This window comes from Vogesella mureinivorans (genome assembly GCF_007644035.1).
In the GTDB taxonomy this organism is placed as follows: Bacteria; Pseudomonadota; Gammaproteobacteria; order Burkholderiales; family Chromobacteriaceae; genus Vogesella; species Vogesella mureinivorans.
Map to the genome: position 1 here is coordinate 1 of NZ_VMTV02000966.1, position 19013 is coordinate 19013.

13 protein-coding genes and 1 tRNA gene are annotated in these 19013 nt (G+C 56.0%); 8 read left to right on the plus strand and 6 right to left on the minus strand.

The genetic code is table 11. The annotated features are described in order from the left end of the window. Both FLQ44_RS21365 and FLQ44_RS21370 read left to right on the plus strand, forming a co-directional pair. Positions 1-3550: Ig-like domain-containing protein (locus FLQ44_RS21365; protein WP_147695976.1), on the plus strand; the 3550-nt coding region annotated here is incomplete at its 5' end. Between the two features lie 151 nt (positions 3551-3701). Next, a complete protein-coding gene (locus tag FLQ44_RS21370; protein WP_240801372.1) occupies positions 3702-4892 on the plus strand; it encodes a sensor domain-containing phosphodiesterase in 1191 nt (396 codons plus the stop codon). A gap of 62 nt (positions 4893-4954) precedes the next feature. Here the strand turns inward: FLQ44_RS21370 and FLQ44_RS21375 are convergent, their stop codons facing one another. The 4 genes from FLQ44_RS21375 to FLQ44_RS21390 are packed head-to-tail and all read right to left on the minus strand — an operon-like array spanning position 4955 to position 7499. After that, entirely contained in the window at positions 4955-5530 is a 576-nt protein-coding gene (locus FLQ44_RS21375) for a BON domain-containing protein (protein ID WP_147695977.1), read from the minus strand. After that, complete coding sequence (locus FLQ44_RS21380; RefSeq protein WP_147685248.1) at positions 5531-6121, minus strand: SIS domain-containing protein; 591 nt, start codon at positions 6119-6121, stop codon at positions 5531-5533. 32 nt (positions 6122-6153) lie between these two features. After that, on the minus strand, positions 6154-6492 hold the full coding sequence (locus FLQ44_RS21385) for a YraN family protein (protein WP_147695978.1): 339 nt from the start codon (positions 6490-6492) through the stop codon (positions 6154-6156). After that, entirely contained in the window at positions 6492-7499 is a 1008-nt protein-coding gene (locus FLQ44_RS21390) for a penicillin-binding protein activator (RefSeq protein WP_147695979.1), read from the minus strand. The genes FLQ44_RS21385 and FLQ44_RS21390 overlap by 1 nt, the downstream gene beginning before the upstream one ends. Before the next feature lie 123 nt (positions 7500-7622). Between FLQ44_RS21390 and rsmI the strand changes: the two genes are divergently transcribed. The 4 genes from rsmI to FLQ44_RS23905 all read left to right on the plus strand — a co-directional run bounded on the left by rsmI (position 7623) and on the right by FLQ44_RS23905 (position 9266). Then, the gene (gene rsmI, locus FLQ44_RS21395) at positions 7623-8495 is read left to right on the plus strand and encodes a 16S rRNA (cytidine(1402)-2'-O)-methyltransferase (protein WP_206209051.1); all 873 of its coding nucleotides are present in this window, start codon (positions 7623-7625) and stop codon (positions 8493-8495) included. Between the two features lie 50 nt (positions 8496-8545). Then, positions 8546-8630: transfer RNA gene (locus tag FLQ44_RS21400), tRNA-Leu, on the plus strand. Between the two features lie 117 nt (positions 8631-8747). Further along, positions 8748-9068, plus strand: a complete 321-nt coding sequence (locus FLQ44_RS21405) for a hypothetical protein (RefSeq protein WP_147695981.1) — start codon at positions 8748-8750, stop codon at positions 9066-9068. Positions 9069-9101: 33 nt separating this feature from the next. Next, positions 9102-9266 (plus strand): tyrosine-type recombinase/integrase, encoded by a 165-nt coding sequence (locus FLQ44_RS23905; protein ID WP_170253057.1) that lies wholly within the window; start codon positions 9102-9104, stop codon positions 9264-9266. A 394-nt stretch (positions 9267-9660) separates the two neighbouring features. On the opposite strand, the gene FLQ44_RS21410 is transcribed toward FLQ44_RS23905, so the two are convergent. Next, positions 9661-12894, minus strand: a complete 3234-nt coding sequence (locus tag FLQ44_RS21410; protein WP_147695982.1) for a phosphoribosyltransferase-like protein — start codon at positions 12892-12894, stop codon at positions 9661-9663. A gap of 1418 nt (positions 12895-14312) precedes the next feature. Between FLQ44_RS21410 and FLQ44_RS21415 the strand changes: the two genes are divergently transcribed. After that, positions 14313-15086 carry a TatD family hydrolase gene (locus FLQ44_RS21415; RefSeq protein ID WP_147695983.1) on the plus strand — a complete coding sequence of 258 codons (774 nt, stop codon included), beginning with the start codon at positions 14313-14315 and terminating at the stop codon, positions 15084-15086. 39 nt (positions 15087-15125) lie between these two features. After that, a complete protein-coding gene (locus FLQ44_RS21420) occupies positions 15126-16757 on the plus strand; it encodes a methyl-accepting chemotaxis protein (RefSeq protein WP_170253058.1) in 1632 nt (543 codons plus the stop codon). A 147-nt stretch (positions 16758-16904) separates the two neighbouring features. On the opposite strand, the gene FLQ44_RS21425 is transcribed toward FLQ44_RS21420, so the two are convergent. Further along, the gene (locus FLQ44_RS21425; protein ID WP_206209054.1) at positions 16905-18827 is read right to left on the minus strand and encodes a TolC family outer membrane protein; all 1923 of its coding nucleotides are present in this window, start codon (positions 18825-18827) and stop codon (positions 16905-16907) included. Positions 18828-19013 lie beyond the last annotated feature (186 nt).

The following is a 19013-nucleotide window of genomic DNA, read 5'->3' on the forward strand; positions in this document are numbered from 1 at the left end:
TGCGGCCGGCAACAGCACCACTGCCACCGACACCGAGGGTTACAGCGTTGATGTAACGGCACCAAACGCCAGCATCACCCTGAACGCCAACATCACCACCGATGACGTGATCAATGCAGCCGAAGCCGGCCAGCAGATTCCGGTAAGCGGCACCGTAGGCGGCGATGTCAAAGTAGGCGACACCGTTACCCTCACCGTGAACGGCAAGACCTTCAGCGGTCAGGTACTGGCGGGTAACACCTTCAGCATCAACGTACCGGGCGCTGACCTGGTGGCCGATAGCGACAAGACCATCAACGCCAGCGTCACCACCACCGATGCCGCAGGCAACAGCAGCACCGCCAGCGACACCGAGGGTTACACCGTCGACACCAGTGCCCCGTCGCTGGTGATTACTGCGAACGATGGCACCTTGTCGCCGGGTGAAACCGTAACGCTGACCTTTACCTTCAGCGAGGCTGTCACCGGCTTTACGGCCAGCGATGTGGCCATTACGGGTGGCACGCTGAATGCTGCAACATTGGCGACGGCTGACGGCGGCAAGACCTGGACCGCCACCATGACGCAGAGCGGAACGGCGCAGCCGGTAGTGACTGTGGGCAATGGCAGCTATACCGACCTGGCAGGCAATGCCGGTACGGGTAATAACCTGACACTGAACAATGCACCGGATGCGATCGACGACAAGTACGTGATGACCACGCTGACCAGCAAGTACTGGGGTTATCGTGAGGGGACTGACGGTGGCAACCTGACCTCGATTGCCCAGGTAGAGACCTTTGCCAAGAACAATGCCGCGACAGCGACATTCCAGACCAATGCACTGAATTTTGGCGAAACTGCCATCAGCAATAATCTGGGTACTACCGGCAACCTGACAACCTTCCTGGGTGGTAGTGGTAGCAATCTGCAAACTACGGCCAACTACAACACCACGTCGGATGCCATTGTGCAGATGACCGGTAAAGTGAATCTGGCCCCCGGTACTTATAACTTCCGCGTTTATGCTGATGATGGTTTCGTGATTCGCATCAACGGCCAGGAAGTGGGCAAGTTTGACGGTATCCAGTCGCCGACTACGCGCGAGTTCGCCAGCTTTACCATCACTCAGGGTGGTGAGCAGAATATCGAGATCTTCTATTGGGATCAGGGCGGCAATGCCGTGTTCAAGGCTGAGCTGCGTCCTGAGGGCGGTGCTTATCAGGTCTTGGGTGTTAATTCGCAGTATGGCAGCGGCCCGCTGATTACCATGGAAGACACGCAGCTGACCATTGAGCCTGCCAGCCTGCTGGGGAATGACAAAGATCAGAACGGCGATACGCTGCAGATCCTGTCGGTACAGAACCCGACCAATGGTACGGTGGCGCTGGTAAACGGCAAGGTCGTGTTTACGCCTGCGGCCAACTACAACGGCGATGCCACCTTTACCTACACCGTGTCGGATGGCAAGGGCGGTACCGATACGGCTACTGTTACCGTGAAAGTAAACCCGGTAGCGGATGCGCCAGTGGTTACCGCTACCACGGTTGCGGTGTCGGAAGAGGGCCTGGCCGGCGGCTTGGCAGACAACGCGGGCAGCCCGAGCGATACCACCAATAGCAAGACTGCCACTGGCACCATGTCGATTGTTGACCCGGATGGCGATGCCATCAGCAGTGTGGTACTGACCGCACCGACCACGGCACTGACCAGTGCTGGCCAGACCGTGAGCTGGAGCGGCAACAACACCAACACCCTGACGGCAACGGCGGGTGGCCAGACGGTGGCAACCATTACTATCGACAACAGCGGTAAGTACACCGTGAACCTGCTGAAGCCGGTAGATCACGCCACTGGTAATGGCGAGAACGTGCTGTCGCTGAGCGTGGGCGTGAAAGCCACGGCAGGTGGTGTATCTACCACCGGTACGTTGACGGTGAATGTTGAAGACGACGCCCCGGCTGTCATTGCCAGCCAGGATGCCAACATTGCCATGACCAACACCAACCTGTTGATCACGCTGGATGTGTCCGGTTCGATGGCGGCAACCGACGGTGTGGGTGGCCAGACCCGTCTGCAAAGTGCCATTGCTTCGGTGAAAACCCTGCTCGACCGTTACGACGAGTTTGGTGATGTGCGCGTGAGCCTGGTGAAATTTGGTGGCGATGCCGAAACGGCGCAGATGGGTACAACCTGGCTGACCATTGCACAGGCCAAGACCTATCTGGATACACTGAGTGCCGGTGGCGGTACCAACTACGATGCTGCGCTCAACACCACCATGACGGCCTTCAATACCAGCGGCAAGCTGAGTAATGCGCAGAACGTGGCCTATTTCTTCACGGATGGCGTGCCGACTTTCGGTAGCGGTAGCGATACCACGCTGACCGGTAGCCAAAACGGTAACGGTGGTTCGCCGGATGGTGTGGATTCCGGCATCCAGGCCACCGAAGAAGCCAGCTGGAAAGACTTCCTGCTGAGCAACCAGGTGAAATCGTTTGCCATCGGCATGGGCTCGGGTATTACCGATACCACCTACCTGCACCCGATTGCCTACGATGGCCAGTCTTCGGTGAATACCGACGGCGTGCGAGTATCGAGCTTTGATCAGCTCGATAGCGTACTGGGTAGCACCGTACAAGCGCCGGTAGGCGGCCAGCTGGTGAGCGGTGGCTTGTTGTCCGGTCAGGTAGGTGCCGATGGCGGCGCGTATATCGCTTCGGTGCAAGTGGCTGGTCGCGCTTACCTGTTCAACGGTACGGCCCAGACCGGTGGCGTGTTTGATGCAACCACCAAGACCTGGACCATTACCACGGCCAACAATGGCAAGTTCATTGTGGACATGGACGCAGGTACCTACACCTACAAGGCACCGGATACGCTGGCAGCAAACAGCATTACCGAGACCATGAACTTCACCGTGTCGGATCGCGACGGCGATACCCAGTCGTCTGCTGTGAACGTGTATGTCGATAAGACCAACGTCACCATCGGTACTACCGCCAGCGAAACCCTGACGGGTACTGCCGCGCCGGACCTGATCCTGGGCCGTGACGGTAACGATGTGATCGACGGTGGTGCCGGCCATGACAAGCTGTATGGCGCGGATGGCACGGATACCCTGCGCGGCGGTAGCGGTAACGACCTGCTGGATGGCGGTGCCGGTAACGACACCCTGATTGGCGGCGCCGGTAACGACACCATGACAGGTGGCCTGGGGGTGGATACCTTCCAGTGGAGCCTGGCGGACCGTGGTACAGCAGGTAGCCCGGCACAAGACACCATCACCGACTTCAAGACCGGTGTCGGTGGCGATGTGCTCGACTTGCGCGACCTGCTGCAGGGTGAAAACAGCGGTAACCTGACCCAGTACCTGCACTTCTCGGCCAGTGGTAACGATACGCTGGTACAGATCAGCAGCAGCGGTGCCTTTACCGGTAACGGTGCCAACGCAGCCAGCGTGACCGACCAAAGCATTCTGCTGAAGGATGTAGCGCTGGGCAGCCTGGGTAGCACAGACCAGCAGGTGATTACCGAGCTGTTGAAAAACAACCTGAAAACCGACCAGTAAACCGGGTGTGTGATAGGGGTGTGTGACAAAAGAGCCGGCTTGCCGGCTCTTTTTCTATACCTGTACCAAACGTGACACCCTATGCGGCCAAGTTTCAATACACTGGAACGGCAATTGCTATACTGCCCCTATCTTTCGCTGGAGCGCTGCTGTGGAAAACTTACCGATGCGGGATGGCTTGTCGCTAGACTCCCATTTTCAGCCCATTTATAGCCTGGCCCACCGCCGTACCGTGGGGATGGAGGCGCTGCTGCGTGCCTCCGAGCAAGGCATGGCGCTGAGCCCGCCACAGGTGTACGAGCGCTATATCCGCCGTGATGACCGTGCCGCTATGGACCTGGCCGTAGTACGCGCCCATTGCCAGCACTTTGCCCGCACACCGGCAGCCCAGCGCTGGCTGTTTCTCAACATCGACGCGGTAACGCTGGCCGACCTGAACTATGTGCAGCAGCTGCAGCAGATCATTGCCGACTCGGGCATCCCGCCGCAGCTGATTGTGCTGGAGGTGCTGGAGCAGGCGCTGGAGCTGGATGCCGGCCTGCTGGAAGGCGTGGCGCTGCTGCGCGAGCAGGGCTGCTTGCTGGCGATTGATGATTTTGGTGTCGGCCACTCCAACCTGGACCGCGTGTGCAGCCTGGAGCCGGACTTCATCAAGTTTGACCGCCACCTGCTGCGCAGTGCGGTTAACCAGCAGCGTACACGCACGCTTTTGTCGCGCCTGGTTCGGCTAATGCACGAAATTGGTGCGTTGGTGGTGGTGGAAGGGGTGGAAAGCGAATCTGATGTGGTGGTAGCGCTGGATTCCGGCTGCGATCTGGTGCAGGGCTACTATGTGGCCATGCCCGCCGTGGTGCCAGACCGCGACGAGCAGATTACCCCGCGGCTGGACGCCAAGTGGGACGAGCTGATGAACCGCGAGCTGCTGCGCCGCAAGCTGAACCGCCGCCAGCTGGAGCTATCGCGCCAGGCCTTTGTGCAAACCGCCATTGCCCTGATGCAGGGTAACGAGTTCAGGTTGGCCGCACAGCCCATGCTGAACCTGCCGGACGTGATTCGCTGCTTCTTGCTGGATCAGGAAGGCCGCCAGCTGGGCCGTAACCTGAATGTGCGCGAATTGTCCGAGGTAAACCGCCTGCGCTTTGCCCCGCTGGAAGACACCACCGGCGCGGTATGGTCGCGCCGTACTTACTTCCAGCACGCGATTGACCAACCCGGTGTGCTGTATATGAGCGAGCCCTACCTGTCCATGACGGACACGCGCACCTGTGTGACCCTGTCGATGGCGATCGAGATCGACGAGCAAATGCACGTACTGTGTTCGGACGTGATGCTGCCCAAGTAAACGCGGGTAGTGCATACAGCAAAACACCGGGCCTGGGCCCGGTGTTTTGTTTGGGATAGCGCTTACGGTGCGGTAATCGGGTCGAACAGGGTCACCACCTGGCGCACGCCGGCGGTTTTGGCCGCTACCTGCGCGGCCGCTTCGCCTTCCGCATCGCTGACCAGGCCTAGCAGGTAAACCACGCCGCGCTCGGTGACAACCTTGATGGCATTGGGCGGGTAGCCCTGGCCTTCCAGCAGGCGGGTACGTACCTTGGTGGTAAGCCAGGTGTCGTTGTTGCGCTGTGCCAGCGTGGTGACCGGGGCGACAACCAGATGGTTGTAGACACGTCTGACATTGGGAATACCCCGTGTCATCAGCTCGATATCGGCTTTCTGCGCTTCGCTTTGCGCTTCGCCGGTCAGCAGAACGGCGCGGTTATAGCTGGTGGCATTCACGTGGCTGCCGGCAAAACGCTCGCTGAGCTGGCGCACCGCTTTCAGCTCGATACCCTGGTCTTCTACATAGGTACCACTGGTGCGTCGGTCGGTTACCACCAGGGCACTGGCGGCCACACCGCCAGCCACCAGGGGGAAGCAGGCGCTCAGGTTGGCCGCCATCAGGGTGGCAACGGTCAGGCTTATCAGGCGGGGTGTCATTCAGTCTCCTCCCAGCAGCATGTAATCGATGGCATCGCACAGGGCGTGGATAACCAGCAGGTGTATTTCCTGAATACGGGCAGTGCGTGTTACCGCCACGTTCAGGTGCAGGTCTTCGGGTGACAGGATTTCGGCTACCTGGCCCCCGTCGTTGCCGGTCAGCGCAATCACGCTCATGCCGCGCTCGTGGGCAGCGTAGATGGCTTCCACGATATTGGCAGACTGGCCGGAGCTGGTAATCACCAGCAGCAGGTCGTTATGGTGGCCTATGGCCCGTACCTGCTTGGAGTAGATCAGGTCAAACTCGTAATGGTTGCCAATGGCCGTGAGCGCCGGGCTATCGTGCGACAGCGACATGGCAGCCAGGCCCGGGCGTTCTTTTTCGAAGTGCCCCAGCATGCTGGTAACAAAATGGTGGGCCACGGCCGCGCCGCCGCCGTTACCGCAGGCCAGGATCTTGCCTTCGTTCATCAGGCTGGCCACCATTTTTTCGGCAGCTACTGCGATGGCGGGTGCCAGCTCGTCCATGACCAGCTGTTGGGTAGCGATGCTTTCGCGGAAATGCCCGCTGGCGCGATCGATCAAATCCATCGTCTATCCTTTGTACTCAGCCGGCGCAGCGCCTAGCTGATGATGTTCTTGAGCCATACCGGTGGTGCGGTGCCCTCAAACAGCACTGCGTCAAAACGGCAGGGGCTGTTGAGGTGGTGCTGGCTCAGGTAAAGGTTGGCCGCCGCCTGCAATTTGCGGCATTTTGCCGGGCTGATGCTCGCCGCTGCACCGCCATACTGGTGGCTGCTGCGGGCGCGCACTTCGACAAATACCCGGTATTTGCCGTCCTGCATGATCAGGTCTATCTCGCCAAAGCGGCAATGCCAGTTGCGGGCCACCAAGGCCAGGCCTTGTGCCTGCAAAAACGCACAGGCCTGGTCTTCAAACAGGTCGCCGCTTGCCCGGCTCATTACTGGGCGCCAACGATACTGCCAGGCAAATCACGCTGGACGACCCAGCCCTTGCCGATGCGCAGGTCACCACTGACCCCGCCCAAACGTATCTGGCCAGGGTTATTATTGCTGGCCAGCGCCGCAGCCAGGCGGTAGGCATCGATACCCAGCGCGTACAAACGCTCGGTGGCTTTGTTGAGCGGGTTGGCCGGGCGGGCAATCTGCCGCGTTTCGGGGTGGTTCGGTATCAGCAGCCAGGGCATATCAATCAGCCGCAAGCCCGTTAGCGCCGGGCCAGGCTTGTGTACATTGGCCAGCGAGGTAGCGTAGGCGGGCAGGTCCGGGTTCAGCACGGCGCGGGTAGCTTCGACTTCTTTGCTATCCAGTGCCAGAAAAACCGCGTCGGCAATACGCAGCTCGTTATCCAGTTGGTCTGCAGCCAGGGCTGAAACGTTCAACTCGCGCGCGACTTTGCCGGTACGGCTACGCCATTCTTCGGCAAATGCCTGGCGCAAACGCTGGGACAAGTTGTCGTTATTAAACAGGATCAGCGGCTGCTGGCTGCCATCGTCGCGCATCATGCGGGCAATCTGCTGGGCCTCGGTTTCTATTGTTACCGACAGGCTCCACACCTTGCTGCCTGCTGGCGGGGCCTTATCCAGCGCATTCAGTACCAGCGTGGGCAGCTTGCTGCTGGCGGCTACCCTGGCGGCACCCTGGCGGGTAAGCGGGCCCACGATGAACGTAGCACCGTTGGCCACCAGCTGCTGGTAAGCCGCAGCCGTATCGCTTTCGTCGCGCAGGGCCACAAAACTGGTGGCCACGCTGCCATCCGCGCTGGCCGCCGCATCAAAACCGGCCTTCACCACCTGTGCGGCTTCCCCCAGCTGGCTGGAGTCCACCGGTAGCATCAGCCCCAGATGCACGCCCTTGGTTTTGGCTGGCACTTTGGCGGGCACTGCCACGGGGTTGGCCGCAGCAGGCGTAGCGGTGGCCGCGGTACCTTTCGTGGGAACAGGCTGCATTGAAGCCTGATTTTGTTGAAGTATGTAGCCCGGGGATTGTGCAATCGCTACACTTGCCGCCAACAAGACGGCAGAGCCGGATAACCATGGAGCCAAAACGTGCAGACAGCGCTTGATCACTTGATGAATTCTGCTCGGGAAACGTTTGTCGAAAGGGCATTATATGTGGTGGCAACGCCCATTGGAAATTTGGCTGATGTGACCGTACGCGCCATTGCCGGGTTCCACGCCGCCGATATTGTGCTGGCCGAAGATACCCGCGTGACCGGCAGCCTGCTTAGCGCCTACGGCATCAGCAAAAAGCTGATAAGCCTGCGCGAACATAACGAGCGCGAGATGGCGGCCAACGTGATTCGCTGGCTGGAAGAAGGCAAGATCGTGGTGCAGGTTTCCGATGCCGGCACCCCCGGCATCTCCGACCCCGGCGCACGCCTGGCCGAAGCCGTATGGGCCGCCGGCCTGCGCGTGGTGCCGATTGTGGGCGCCTCGGCCGTAGTGGGCGCCATGTCTGCCAGCGGCCTGGAAACCGCACGCTTCCTGTTTCACGGCTTTTTGCCGCCCAAGCAAGGCGCACGCTGCAAAACCGTACAGCAATGGGCGCAGGCCGATTACGCCGTAGTGTGCTACGAGGCACCGCACCGCATTCTGGACTGCGTAGAAGACATCGTGGCCACCCTGGGCCCGGATCGCCCGCTGGTACTGGCCCGCGAGCTCACCAAAACCTTCGAAACCTTCTTGCGCCTGCCCGCCGGCGAGCTGCTGGCCCGCATCCGCAGCGACAGCAACCAGCAGCGTGGCGAGTGCGTGCTGATTATCGACGCCGCCCCGCAAGTTGCCACCGAAGACGACGCACTCCCCGCCGCCGCCCTGTCCCTGCTGGCCGAGCTGGCTGCCGTACTGCCCACCAAACAGGCCGCCGGCATCGTAGCCGCACACTACGACCTGAACAAAAAACAGCTGTATGACTGCGCGCTGAAGCTCAAAAGCACAGAGTGATATTTACAAGCCGCCAAGGCACGTCTATACTGCGCCTCTCTGATTTTCTCGCCCGGGTGGCGAAATCGGTAGACGCAGGGGACTCAAAATCCCCCGCCGCAAGGTGTGCCGGTTCGAGTCCGGCCCCGGGCACCACGAGAAAGTCCAGCAGCATCCCAAGCAGTTCATCAAACCCGCACAGCACAAAGCTCTGCGGGTTTTTTGTTGTCCTGCACCGGCCGGCAGCATCTGCCGTGGCATGTGTACCATGCCGTGTCACTGGCCGACACCGCCACAAAGCGGCCGCGGCGCGCCGTGTACCAGGCAGAGCACCGCCCCTGCCGGCTGCGTGCGGCCAACCTGGCAGCCCACGCATATCGCCATGCACCTGCTAATGCGGGCGCTTATCCGCCCGCCAAATCGCCCACCCCGGCCGAGTGCATCAAGATGCGCCAGCCACATCCCGTGCCGCTATCCCGCCTGGTGCTGCAGCCCTTGGCCGGCCACGGCCTACAGCTGTTGCCTGCCATGACGGACCATAGCCAGCCGATCAGCAAAAACATCTTGAGCTATGCCATGAGCCGCATGGGCTAGCAAGGCACCGCCACACCGCATGGCTTCCCTGCGTTGGCCGCTACCACGCTGAACGAGGAAGATTTCGACCCGGATGTGATCGAACGCCAGCTGGCGCACGCCGAGCGCAACAAGGTGCGTGCCGCCTACCACCGCGCCGAGTATTTGGACGAACGCAGGAAGATGATGCAATGGTGGGCGGATTTTGTTGGTGGTTGAGTGGTAGATGTATATGCCGATACTTTGACTGTTATTCGGCCTTAGCGGTCATCCATCCAACCAGCCAGGAGCATCCGTTCGGGACACATACCGGCCATTACCGTTGCACAGAAGTCGTAGGTCAACGCACTGACGTGAGAAGCCCCACTATCACCCAACCCAAGCCTTCGTTATTGAAAGCGTTCAACGGTAGGTATCGCAGTGGCCCTGTCGACTCAGTCATTAGTCCACGGATAAAAATCAGTCAAGGAGAAAATTAACTCATGGCAGTTAAGCGTCTGCTTTTGTAGTTTCATTTTCCACCGTTGAATAGCTTAAATCTAACTTTTTTGTAAAGTTGTCGGCGAGTATATTTTCCAGAGATTTATTGTCCCGCATATGCCAAAATACCAATTTAAGATGTTGGACGTGGTAACAATGCTGTCCACTGGCTCGCCCCAGTTCGTGAGGCGAAAATAACAGGGAGGCAGTTATTCGGACAAGTATCAGGAAATGATATTAGCAGTGACTGTGAACCGAACCCCAATGGTTCTTTATAAAGACCATTGCCTAATCTATTACACAACGCTTTCGCTCGGTCACGCATTTGTGCATCTTTCCAGAATCCAATTTCGTCATCTCGGAATGCTCGATTCTCATCAGTCAATATCTCGCAGGAATGTAAGAATGATTTAAATTTAGAGAAATTATTAAGTGCCAATTGAATGTTGGCTTCAGCTTCTTCTGTTGAGAATAGGATAACAATAAAAAATGGTATTTGATGAGTGGATAGGTAACACCCAACTTCCCCTTCGAGTAACGGTTCAAGAGCGCTGGCAATTGTTTTACCTGTACCAGATAAATCATCAACGACAACTAATGCATTTGGCCGCTCGTCTTCTGAGCTAAGGCGGCGAAGCACTTTTCCTGGTTCTATAACAGAATCCATCAACAGGCCATTCTCTTTTGCATATGCCTTTGCATAGGTTGCACCACTTTTGCCAGGGCCATCCAAGTACGTGACTATCAGATCACGTCGCTTTGTTGTTTTACTCTCACGTAAAAGTGGAGGTATTTCGCGAGCGACTATGCGATTGTGTGCATTTCTAAGGAGCTCTGAAATCTGCGGCATGGTCACAAACTTTAAATTTTGTAAAATTGTGAAAAGTAGGCGCTGATCTTGTATCTCGGCAACCTGATCAAGCCATGCTCTTACAGACTCTCCTGTGACTTCACGCCCCCTATACAATGGCCACTCTTTTACGAGCTCTTCAATCTCCCCTGCTTTTACGTAGGCCGAGTCATTTGCCTTCTGTAACTGGCATTCCAAATCATCTCCCAACGTACTGGCTATTAGTTTGGTTACGCCAACATCTTTAACCCAACGCTGAAAAATTGGCAGAAGCATGGTGATTTCGCCATTTATTTCCCGCATAATGTCACGTCGGCAGAAATCCTCTACTATTGGCCCAATATTACTTGGATCAAGCATGCTACTGCTGATTTGCTCTGATATTGCACTTCTGTTTGGAATTTCGGATCTTAGTGCACGGCCAAAGGCGACAAGCACACGCAGTCTCTTCAGTTCAATTACTTCAGCTTTTTCACGTTCCGCATTGATGCCATCTTTCCAGAAATGAGCGAATGCATTCGTATCAAGCTCGGCGACCCTACCATTTAACGCATGCCTCACATCGGTCACAATTATCTCGGTATCTCTTTGTGCAACTGCAGTAGAGAAAATCTTGGCGCACAATAATTTAGTGTAATATGGATGTCCATTTGTCAAACTGAATAATTCACTAAGAGCCGACTCTTCCCAGTTTAAGCTATCCCTGCTTGGATCAACAACCAATGATACATAGTCCGTCCATTCGTCGCTCCGAGAAAAATAATCAAGGGGTTCCCGAACAAATTTGTTCAGTTGATCTCCTTGCGCCCCAATGATAAATGGCATTTTTTCGCCACCAACCAAAATGAAGGCTAGATTTTTGCGGGCACTTAGCGTTCGAAGGTTAGCAAAGAACGCTTCGGCTAATGGCCCGTAGCGATACATCTCTGGGTGGATTTCATCAAACTCATCAAGAACAATCACAAAGCGCTTTTCGGGGCAGTTTGTCTCCAGTAGCTTTGCTATCACATTTAGAGGCGCAAGCGTTCCATCAAAAACTGGCATTGGAGCTTCAATACCCCCCGGCAGATGAAAACGCATAAAAGTATAAATCTGTTCACCAAGGGTTTTTACAGTGCCGGCCGCATCCGCTGCACAGTATTCACCCCATTCGAGATAGAAAGCTATATAATTCGCTGGAGCTTTTGCATGTGCACTGATGTAACGCAATACAGCTTGAGCCAATGAAGTTTTGCCAATCCGTTTTTGCCCTGTAATATATGTTGAGCTCATTTGAGCCTTCAGCAATCTATTGCCGATAGCTTGGATCTTTGCAGTTCTACCAACAAATTTATCACCTTCTGCAACCTCCAGGCTATAAGGATCCATCTGCTCAAGCCGCACCCAATCCACAGTTGCATCTTGAGCAGTAAGACGGACATCAACTGCAATCGATTTTGTTTCTCCAAATAGCTCATTCCAATTTAACTGCATCGCCATATCTACCGAACGGGCAGGCTCTACCACTAGTGCCTTGAATGAAACAGCAAACTCTCCCGGGGGGATATCGCCTAGTCGTATTTCTTCACTCTCAAGAATAATTGCGTTGCCATTTCCACAGTCTAATTCTACCGTTACATCAACCGCCATACCTGGGCCATGATTAACCAAGGGAATTGTAATTGTGAGTAGCTTGTTAAGCTGATGTAATGGGTAGCGCTTTTCAGCCAAGTGAGGAGGTTTTCGACGAGGCTCGATAGTACAGTTAAATTGGTCAACAGCTCCTTTTTGAAGCTCTTGTAGTGCGGAACTCACTCGTTCTACGAAGGGTGAGATGAAATTTCTATTTAAAAATGAAGGAGAGAGAATAGTGATATTCTTAAGATCTAAACAAGCTTCGGTCAAGTGATCAAATTGCGTTTTATAGGTTGCATCCCTGCACGTCACAAGCTCTGCAATCTTCTCGCAAATATGATTAATCTTGACCTTAAATGTATTCCATTCGTAAGGTTGTAGGTAGGCATTGGTTAAACCCATTTTGATAGCTTTTTGAATATCTGCTTTTGCGCTATCAATCTCAGCAAGCGTGGCAGGCAATTCTTTAAGCACCTGCAAATTGGTACAGATTATCTCGTGAAACCCTTTTAACGCATTTATCTTCTCAAAAGTCTGGCGCTTCTCTGTCAACTTTAAGCTTTTGCACTGGTCCCCAAAGCCATCTTCAACTAATGCAACAACCTTGCGTTCGAGCAAGTTATCATTTTCAAATGGTAGCAATCCTTCTACAGAAAGAGCACGCACGATTAGTATCGCTGATTCCCGTCTGCCCTTAATGGTATGAGTGGCTGCATCAATGAGACTAGAAAATTCACCGCTAGCGGCATCTGGCATCCCGCATACACTGGCAATGGCCTGCGCGAGATGGTCTCGAGCCGTTAGGAGGTGTTTCTGTCCCTCCATTACGATCTCTGCTGCAGAAAGTGCCATCTCCATCTCATGGATGTGCTTCTGGAAATTACTCATATTCAATTCGGGCATGATGATACCAATATTTAATGCAAAATGATTAGTTGAAGTATGCCCTTCTCAGGGTGCTCTGCGTCAGCTGCATGCTTTTGCATGCTCATAGTGGGCCGGCCTACCTCGTACGCGGGCACTTCGTCAGGCACGTTGATCTCTCAGTCCCCTAGACAGCATTCGAATGCGACATGGCGCGGTGACTACTACTTACGTTCGGCCGGGACAAGGCTATTCATGCCGTGCCATTTTCCATGTCAATCAAGCATTGTGCAGGTGAGTCGGGACCGAACAGAGGTTTTGAGTCAGCAATTAGGGGCATAAATTTTGCGTTTCAGATCGACAAAATGCGTCCTTGTGGCAGAAAGTTGACATTCTACGTTGCGTCATAGCAACGGCCGGTATACCGCCTCAAAGGGACATTCAGGACAGGCCCGTGGAGGTCTGCTTTGGCCGACAAGCAGCTAAACTCCCACACACACCAAAATTTCCCCAAAAACCGTGGATAAGGCCTGAAGCCCTTGCTTGGCAAGGCTTACGTGCCCACGGTTTGTTTGTGGGTGGTTCTCGCATTTCGTGGATGTCTCCACAAAACCCAACAAAATCAATGCTTTGAAAGCATGAGGCTCTCCACGGTTTCCACGCTTTGCCTGTGCGAAACTGCGTATGCGCTTGGCATGCTGTGGCCGATTCCGTGGATGGCTTGTTTTTCTTTTTCCTCGCTGCCTTTCTCTATCTCTCTGTTTTTTAAAAGAAAGAGAAGAAAGAAGGGAAACGGTACAGAAATGGCACCGTGGGCAACGCAGGGCAAACCGTGGGCGGCTTGTTCTCAACCATCAACCACTTAGCGGGATGTTGGCCGCTACCTATGGTTTTGGCTGTGTACTACTGCGCTACCCAAAAGCACTAAAGCCACTGACTATGATGTGATATTGCCATAAACCGTTTTCTATTGTCATAGGTCTGGGTTGAAAAGATCTGAACTTAGGTAGCGCTGATGCAGCGATGGCACAGCAGGCAGGCGGGGCAGGTAAGGTGGCAGCCGGTATGGCGTGGCAAGGTTGGCCGCAGGGGCCGGCCGCAATAAAAATGCCCGCGCAGGGCGGGCTGGGTGGTGGGGTACGGCAGACTCATGCCTTGGTATGGCGGTTTGAGGTGCTGGTGCCCTGGGGTGGGCTGTATGGGGGGGTGTCTGGCGCTATGGCGTGCTGTGCAGTGAATCGTTATTTGCTTTGTCTGGCTTTTGGCCTGTCTTGCTGTGTTTTAACCATAATGGGTTTTATGAAAAATTTATTTCGAAAATAATTAAGTAAAATCTATGTAAAACAAATAGATGCCCAATTGATTATTTATCGATATTAAGGTGAGAAATGGCGTGCGTGGTCTACACTATCACTGTTTAGCTTATACTCCGCGGCCAAATTCATTGATGCAAACGTATGCCATTAATTGATACCCACCTGCATTTTGACGCACCAGAGTTTGCTGCGGATGCCGCACAGCGTTGGGCATTGGCTCGGGCTGGCGGGGTGGCGCATGCCATTGTGCCTGCGGTGGCGGCGGGGTCGTTTGAGCGGGCCTTGGGGGTGGCGGCAGCGTTTGGCATGGATGTGGCGCTGGGTTTGCACCCGCTTTATCTGGCCAGCCACACGGCAGAGCACCTGCATGTTCTGGAGCAGTATCTGGCGCAGGGCAGGGCGGTGGCCGTGGGGGAGTGCGGGCTGGATTTCTACGTGCCCGGGCTGGATGCGCAGCAGCAGGAGGCGCTTTTGCTGGCGCAGCTCAGGCTGGCGCGTCGTTTTGATTTGCCGGTGATTTTGCATGTGCGCCGTGCGCAGGACCGGGTGCTGAAGTGTTTGCGCCAGGTGCGGGTGCGTGGCGGGCTGGTGCATGCGTTTAATGGCAGTGCCCAGCAGGCGAAGGCGTTTATCGATTTGGGCTTTTGCCTGGGTTTTGGCGGTGCCATGACGTATCAGGGCTCGCAGCGTATACGCCGCCTGGCCGCGGATTTGCCGCTGTCTGCGCTAGTGCTGGAAACAGATGGCCCGGATATGGCGCCGGAGTGGGGGCAGGGGCTGCCGAACGGGCCTGAAAACCTGCCGCGTATCGCAGAGGTATTGGCCGGGCTGCGCGGTATACCGTTGGCCGAGCTGGCGGAGGCGACGTATCGGAATGTGTGTGGTGTGGTGCCTGCGCTGCGCCCCAGTGTGTGATGACGGTAGCGGTGCAGGGGGGTGAATAAGGAGATGGCGATGTTGAAAAATATTACGGTAACAGCACGCATCAGCATGGGCTTTGCGTTCATGTTGCTGGTTTTGTTGTTGATTGTGGGTAGCAGCTTGTTGGCGCTGGGCCGGGCTGGCGGGAGCCTGGACGACCTGGTGAACCGTAGCCTGGCATTTAGCCACCATATTCAGTCGGTTCGGGCGGAGGTGGGTAATTTGCGGCGCTACGAGAAAGACTTGCTGCTGAATATCCAGAGTGTAGAGAAGCGAAAAGAATATCTGGATAAATGGCAGGACAGCGCAGAGAAAGTACGCCTGCACCTGCAGTCCGCAGACGCCTTGGCGAGCACTGCCGAGCAGGAGGCGATCAAGTCGCTGCTGGGGGCGATGGCGCGTTATGAGAGTGGGCTCAAGAGTGTGGCCAGCCAGATTGAGGCGGGTGGCTTGGCTACGCCGCAAGAGGGTAACAAGGCGCTGGAGCCGGTGAAGGATGCTGTGCGTGGCATGGAAAGTACTACGCGTTCACTGGTTGAGAATGCCAGCGCGCAGGCGGTGGCAAGCCAGCAGGGGGTGCAGGCCGAGATTGTTTCGTCGCGCAGCTTGTTACTGGCGCTGAGTGCCCTGGCTTTGTTGGCCGGCATGGGGGCGGCGGTGGCTATTTCGCTGTCCATCCGCCGGCCTTTGGGCGAGATGACGCTTTTGGCCGAGCAGTTGGCGAGTAGCAAGGATCTGTCTGTGGCTATTCCGGATTATGGCCGCAATGAGCTTGGCCGCACGGGGCAGGCGCTGAATCACCTGATTGTGACGGTGCGCGAGCTGATTAGCGAATCGCACCAGCATTCTGCCAAGCTGGTGGGGGCATCGGACCGTTTGTCTGGTGTGAGTCATGCTATTCATGATGCGGCAGTCAATCAGTCGAACGCTGCGTCGGCCAGTGCGGCAGCGGTGGAGCAGTTGACGGTGAGTGTCAGTGTGTTGGCCGATAATGCAGAAGGGGTGGAGCTGCAGTCGCGCCAGACGGCTACCGATGCACGTGCCGGCAGCGATATGGCACAAACGGCGGCTAGCCAGATTCAGCATATTGCCCAGAGTATTGCCCAGACTTCCGGCACGATTGATAGCTTGAACCAGCGTTCTAGCGAGATTGGCAATATTGTGAGCGTGATTCGCGAGATTGCCGACCAGACCAATTTGTTGGCACTAAATGCTGCCATCGAGGCGGCGCGAGCCGGGGAAACCGGGCGTGGTTTTGCGGTGGTGGCCGACGAGGTGCGCAAGCTAGCCGAGCGCACCAGCCAGGCGACAACAGAAATTTCCAGCCGCATTGCCGGTGTGCAGCATGATACACAGCAGGCGTTCCAGAACATGCAGCAGGCCAATACATTGGTAGAAAGTGGCGTGGAGGGAACGGGTAAGGTGGCGCAGTCGTTGCAGCAAATATTCCAGTCTTCCATCCAGGCTCAGGAGAAAGTTGCCGAGATGGTGCAGGCTATCCAGGAGCAGCGCATGGCTAGCCAGGATATTGCGCAGAATATGGAGCAGATTGCCCAGATGAACGACCAGACACGCTTGGCTGTGGCGGAGGCTACCAGTTTGTCCGGTGGCCTGAAGCAGCAGTCACAGGAGCTGGATCGCAGCATTACACGTTTCAAGGTATAAGCGCTTTTGTCCAATCATAGGCGTCAAGCTTGGCAAGCTTCTCGGTATGCCGTGGGGCGTAGACAGGTTGGCAGATAAAGTTGGCGTGTGGTTGCCAGCAAGCAAAAAGCCCGCATCAAGGATGCGGGCTTTGCGTTTGCTACTGGCTTACTTGGTGGCGGGTGCCGCTGGTGTAATGCGACGTACCAGTGGTGCGCTCGCCGGCTTGGCTGGGGCTGGGGCTACGCGGGTTGCCGTTACCGGTGCAGGGCGTGCGCCTGTGGCATCCTGCATGACCACGGCTACGCGGCGGTTGAGCGGGTCATTGGCTGCTTTGCCTGGCAGGGGTTGTGTGTCGCCACGGCCAACGCTATCAATGCGGCTGGCTTGCACGCCACGGCTGCTCAGGTAGTTTTGTACGCTTTGTGCCCGATTTTTCGACAGCTCCAGATTGGACGCCGGGTTGCCTGTGCTATCGGTATGGCCTTCTACCAGGAAGCGCTTCTGGGCCAGTTGTGGCATTTGCAGTGTGGTAGCCAGCTGATCCAGCATTGGCAGGCTTTCTGGGCGAATCTTGGCCGAATTCAAGTCAAACTGCACTTGCATATTGACGGTAATGTCGCGTGTGGTGGCTACGGGTGTGGTGTTTGCCACTACCGGGGCCAGCTCGGTGCCAGTATTGAAGGAGCGAGCACGGATCTTGCTCGCATCCAGCGGGGTGGGGGCGACATAGTTGGTCGGGCAGCTTGGCGCGGTCAGATCGGTACTCACCTCTGCGCCATCATCTTTTGGCTTGAGCTGCATGGTTTCCATCAGGCGGCCAGACTCACCCAGTACACGGTAAGTGGCTAGCTGCTGGTTCAGCTCGGCATTCAATAGCTCGCGGCGCGATTCGAACAGCTCGTTTTCGCTGTCCAGCATGTCCAGCAGGGTACGTTGGCCGATATCGAACTGCTTGCGATACGCATCGCGTGCTTTCTCGGTGGACAGCTGATGCTGACGCAGTGATTCCAGCTGGCTGCTGATACGTACCGAGTCGTTGTACGCAATGGAGACTTGCTGTCGCATGTCACGGCAGGCTTTTACGCCCAGTGCTTCAGCTTCGTCGCGGCGCTCGGTGGCCGAAGCCAGGCGTGCACGGTCGGCACCGCCACGATACAGGTTCAAATTCATGACCAGCTCGATGGCTTGTTCATTGGTACGGCCTTTTACGCCGTCCTTGTTATTTGTGGCGGCCTTGTTGGCTCGCAGATCCAGCGTGGGGGAGAAAGCACCACGGCGGACATCGATTTCTGCTTCGGCTGCACGGTAAAACGCACGGGCAGCTTGCAGCGACGGGTTGTTTTTGTCAGCCAGAACCATCAGCTCATTGGCTGGCGGGATCAGCCCCAGGTTCAGCCCTGGCAGCTTCAGCTCGTTGGCTGGTGCTTCGCCGGTAATGCGGGCATAGCGGGCGGAGACATCATTCAGGTTGGATAGCTCGTTAACCAGATTGGATTCTGCCAGCGCCAGGCGGCCAGCGATCTGCTCCAGATCCACGCGGCGGCCAACCCCTTGGGTAACGCGCTGCAGAATCTGTTCGTAGATGCCTTTGTGAATGGCATAGTTTTCTTCAGCGATATTGACCAGCTTGCTGTAGCGCACCACGTCAACAAAAGCACGTACCGATTCGAGGCCTTGCAGCTCGGCGGCTGCCAGGTATTCGAAGTAGCGGGCACGGCTGGTATAGTCGAGCTGTTTTACCTGGTTGGTGGTGATGAAACCAGCAAACAGGTTCTGGCTCAGGGCCAGGTTATAGCCATGGCGAGTGAAGTTGTTGGTGCTGGTGCCGCCGGTAGAAGTGGGGGTCTTGTTTTTTTCCCGTGCAGTGGCGTAGCTTAGATCAACCGTGGGTTTGAAGCCGGCTTCTGCAATGCCACGCTCTTCCAGGCTGGCACGGAACGTGTGCCACTTCATGCGAACTTCCGCATTGTTCTTCAAGGTTTGCTCAATCGTGTCTTTCAGCTCCAATGCGTGGCTGGTCATGGGTAACGAAAGAGCCAGCAAGGCGATAAGCGTACTGCCGGTGATGCGTTTAGGGCGGAAGTTCATGAGAGCCTCATTGGATACTGTGATAATTGAACAGTTTATTATTAAGCAGTAGTTCTAAGTATTTTAAATAAAAGCTTTATGTGCTGTATTTTCGGAAGTGGATGCTAAAGTGTCAAGCTAAACGTGGCAAAACACGTGAGCTTGCTATACGCTTGTTGCATGTTAAGACAGAAGCATGAGTTGCCA

What these genes read in the sequence shown, in the direction of transcription:
- FLQ44_RS21375 (WP_147695977.1), bottom strand. Translation starts at nt 5,530, where the DNA reads ATGACACCCCGCCTGATAAGCCTGACCGTTGCCACCCTGATGGCGGCC.
- FLQ44_RS21380 (WP_147685248.1), bottom strand. Translation starts at nt 6,121, where the DNA reads ATGGATTTGATCGATCGCGCCAGCGGGCATTTCCGCGAAAGCATCGCT.
- FLQ44_RS21385 (WP_147695978.1), bottom strand. Translation starts at nt 6,492, where the DNA reads ATGAGCCGGGCAAGCGGCGACCTGTTTGAAGACCAGGCCTGTGCGTTT.
- FLQ44_RS21390 (WP_147695979.1), bottom strand. Translation starts at nt 7,499, where the DNA reads ATGCAGCCTGTTCCCACGAAAGGTACCGCGGCCACCGCTACGCCTGCT.
- rsmI (WP_206209051.1), top strand. Translation starts at nt 7,623, where the DNA reads ATGAATTCTGCTCGGGAAACGTTTGTCGAAAGGGCATTATATGTGGTG.
- FLQ44_RS21410 (WP_147695982.1), bottom strand. Translation starts at nt 12,894, where the DNA reads ATGCCCGAATTGAATATGAGTAATTTCCAGAAGCACATCCATGAGATG.
- FLQ44_RS21415 (WP_147695983.1), top strand. Translation starts at nt 14,313, where the DNA reads ATGCCATTAATTGATACCCACCTGCATTTTGACGCACCAGAGTTTGCT.
- FLQ44_RS21420 (WP_170253058.1), top strand. Translation starts at nt 15,126, where the DNA reads ATGTTGAAAAATATTACGGTAACAGCACGCATCAGCATGGGCTTTGCG.
- FLQ44_RS21425 (WP_206209054.1), bottom strand. Translation starts at nt 18,827, where the DNA reads ATGAACTTCCGCCCTAAACGCATCACCGGCAGTACGCTTATCGCCTTG.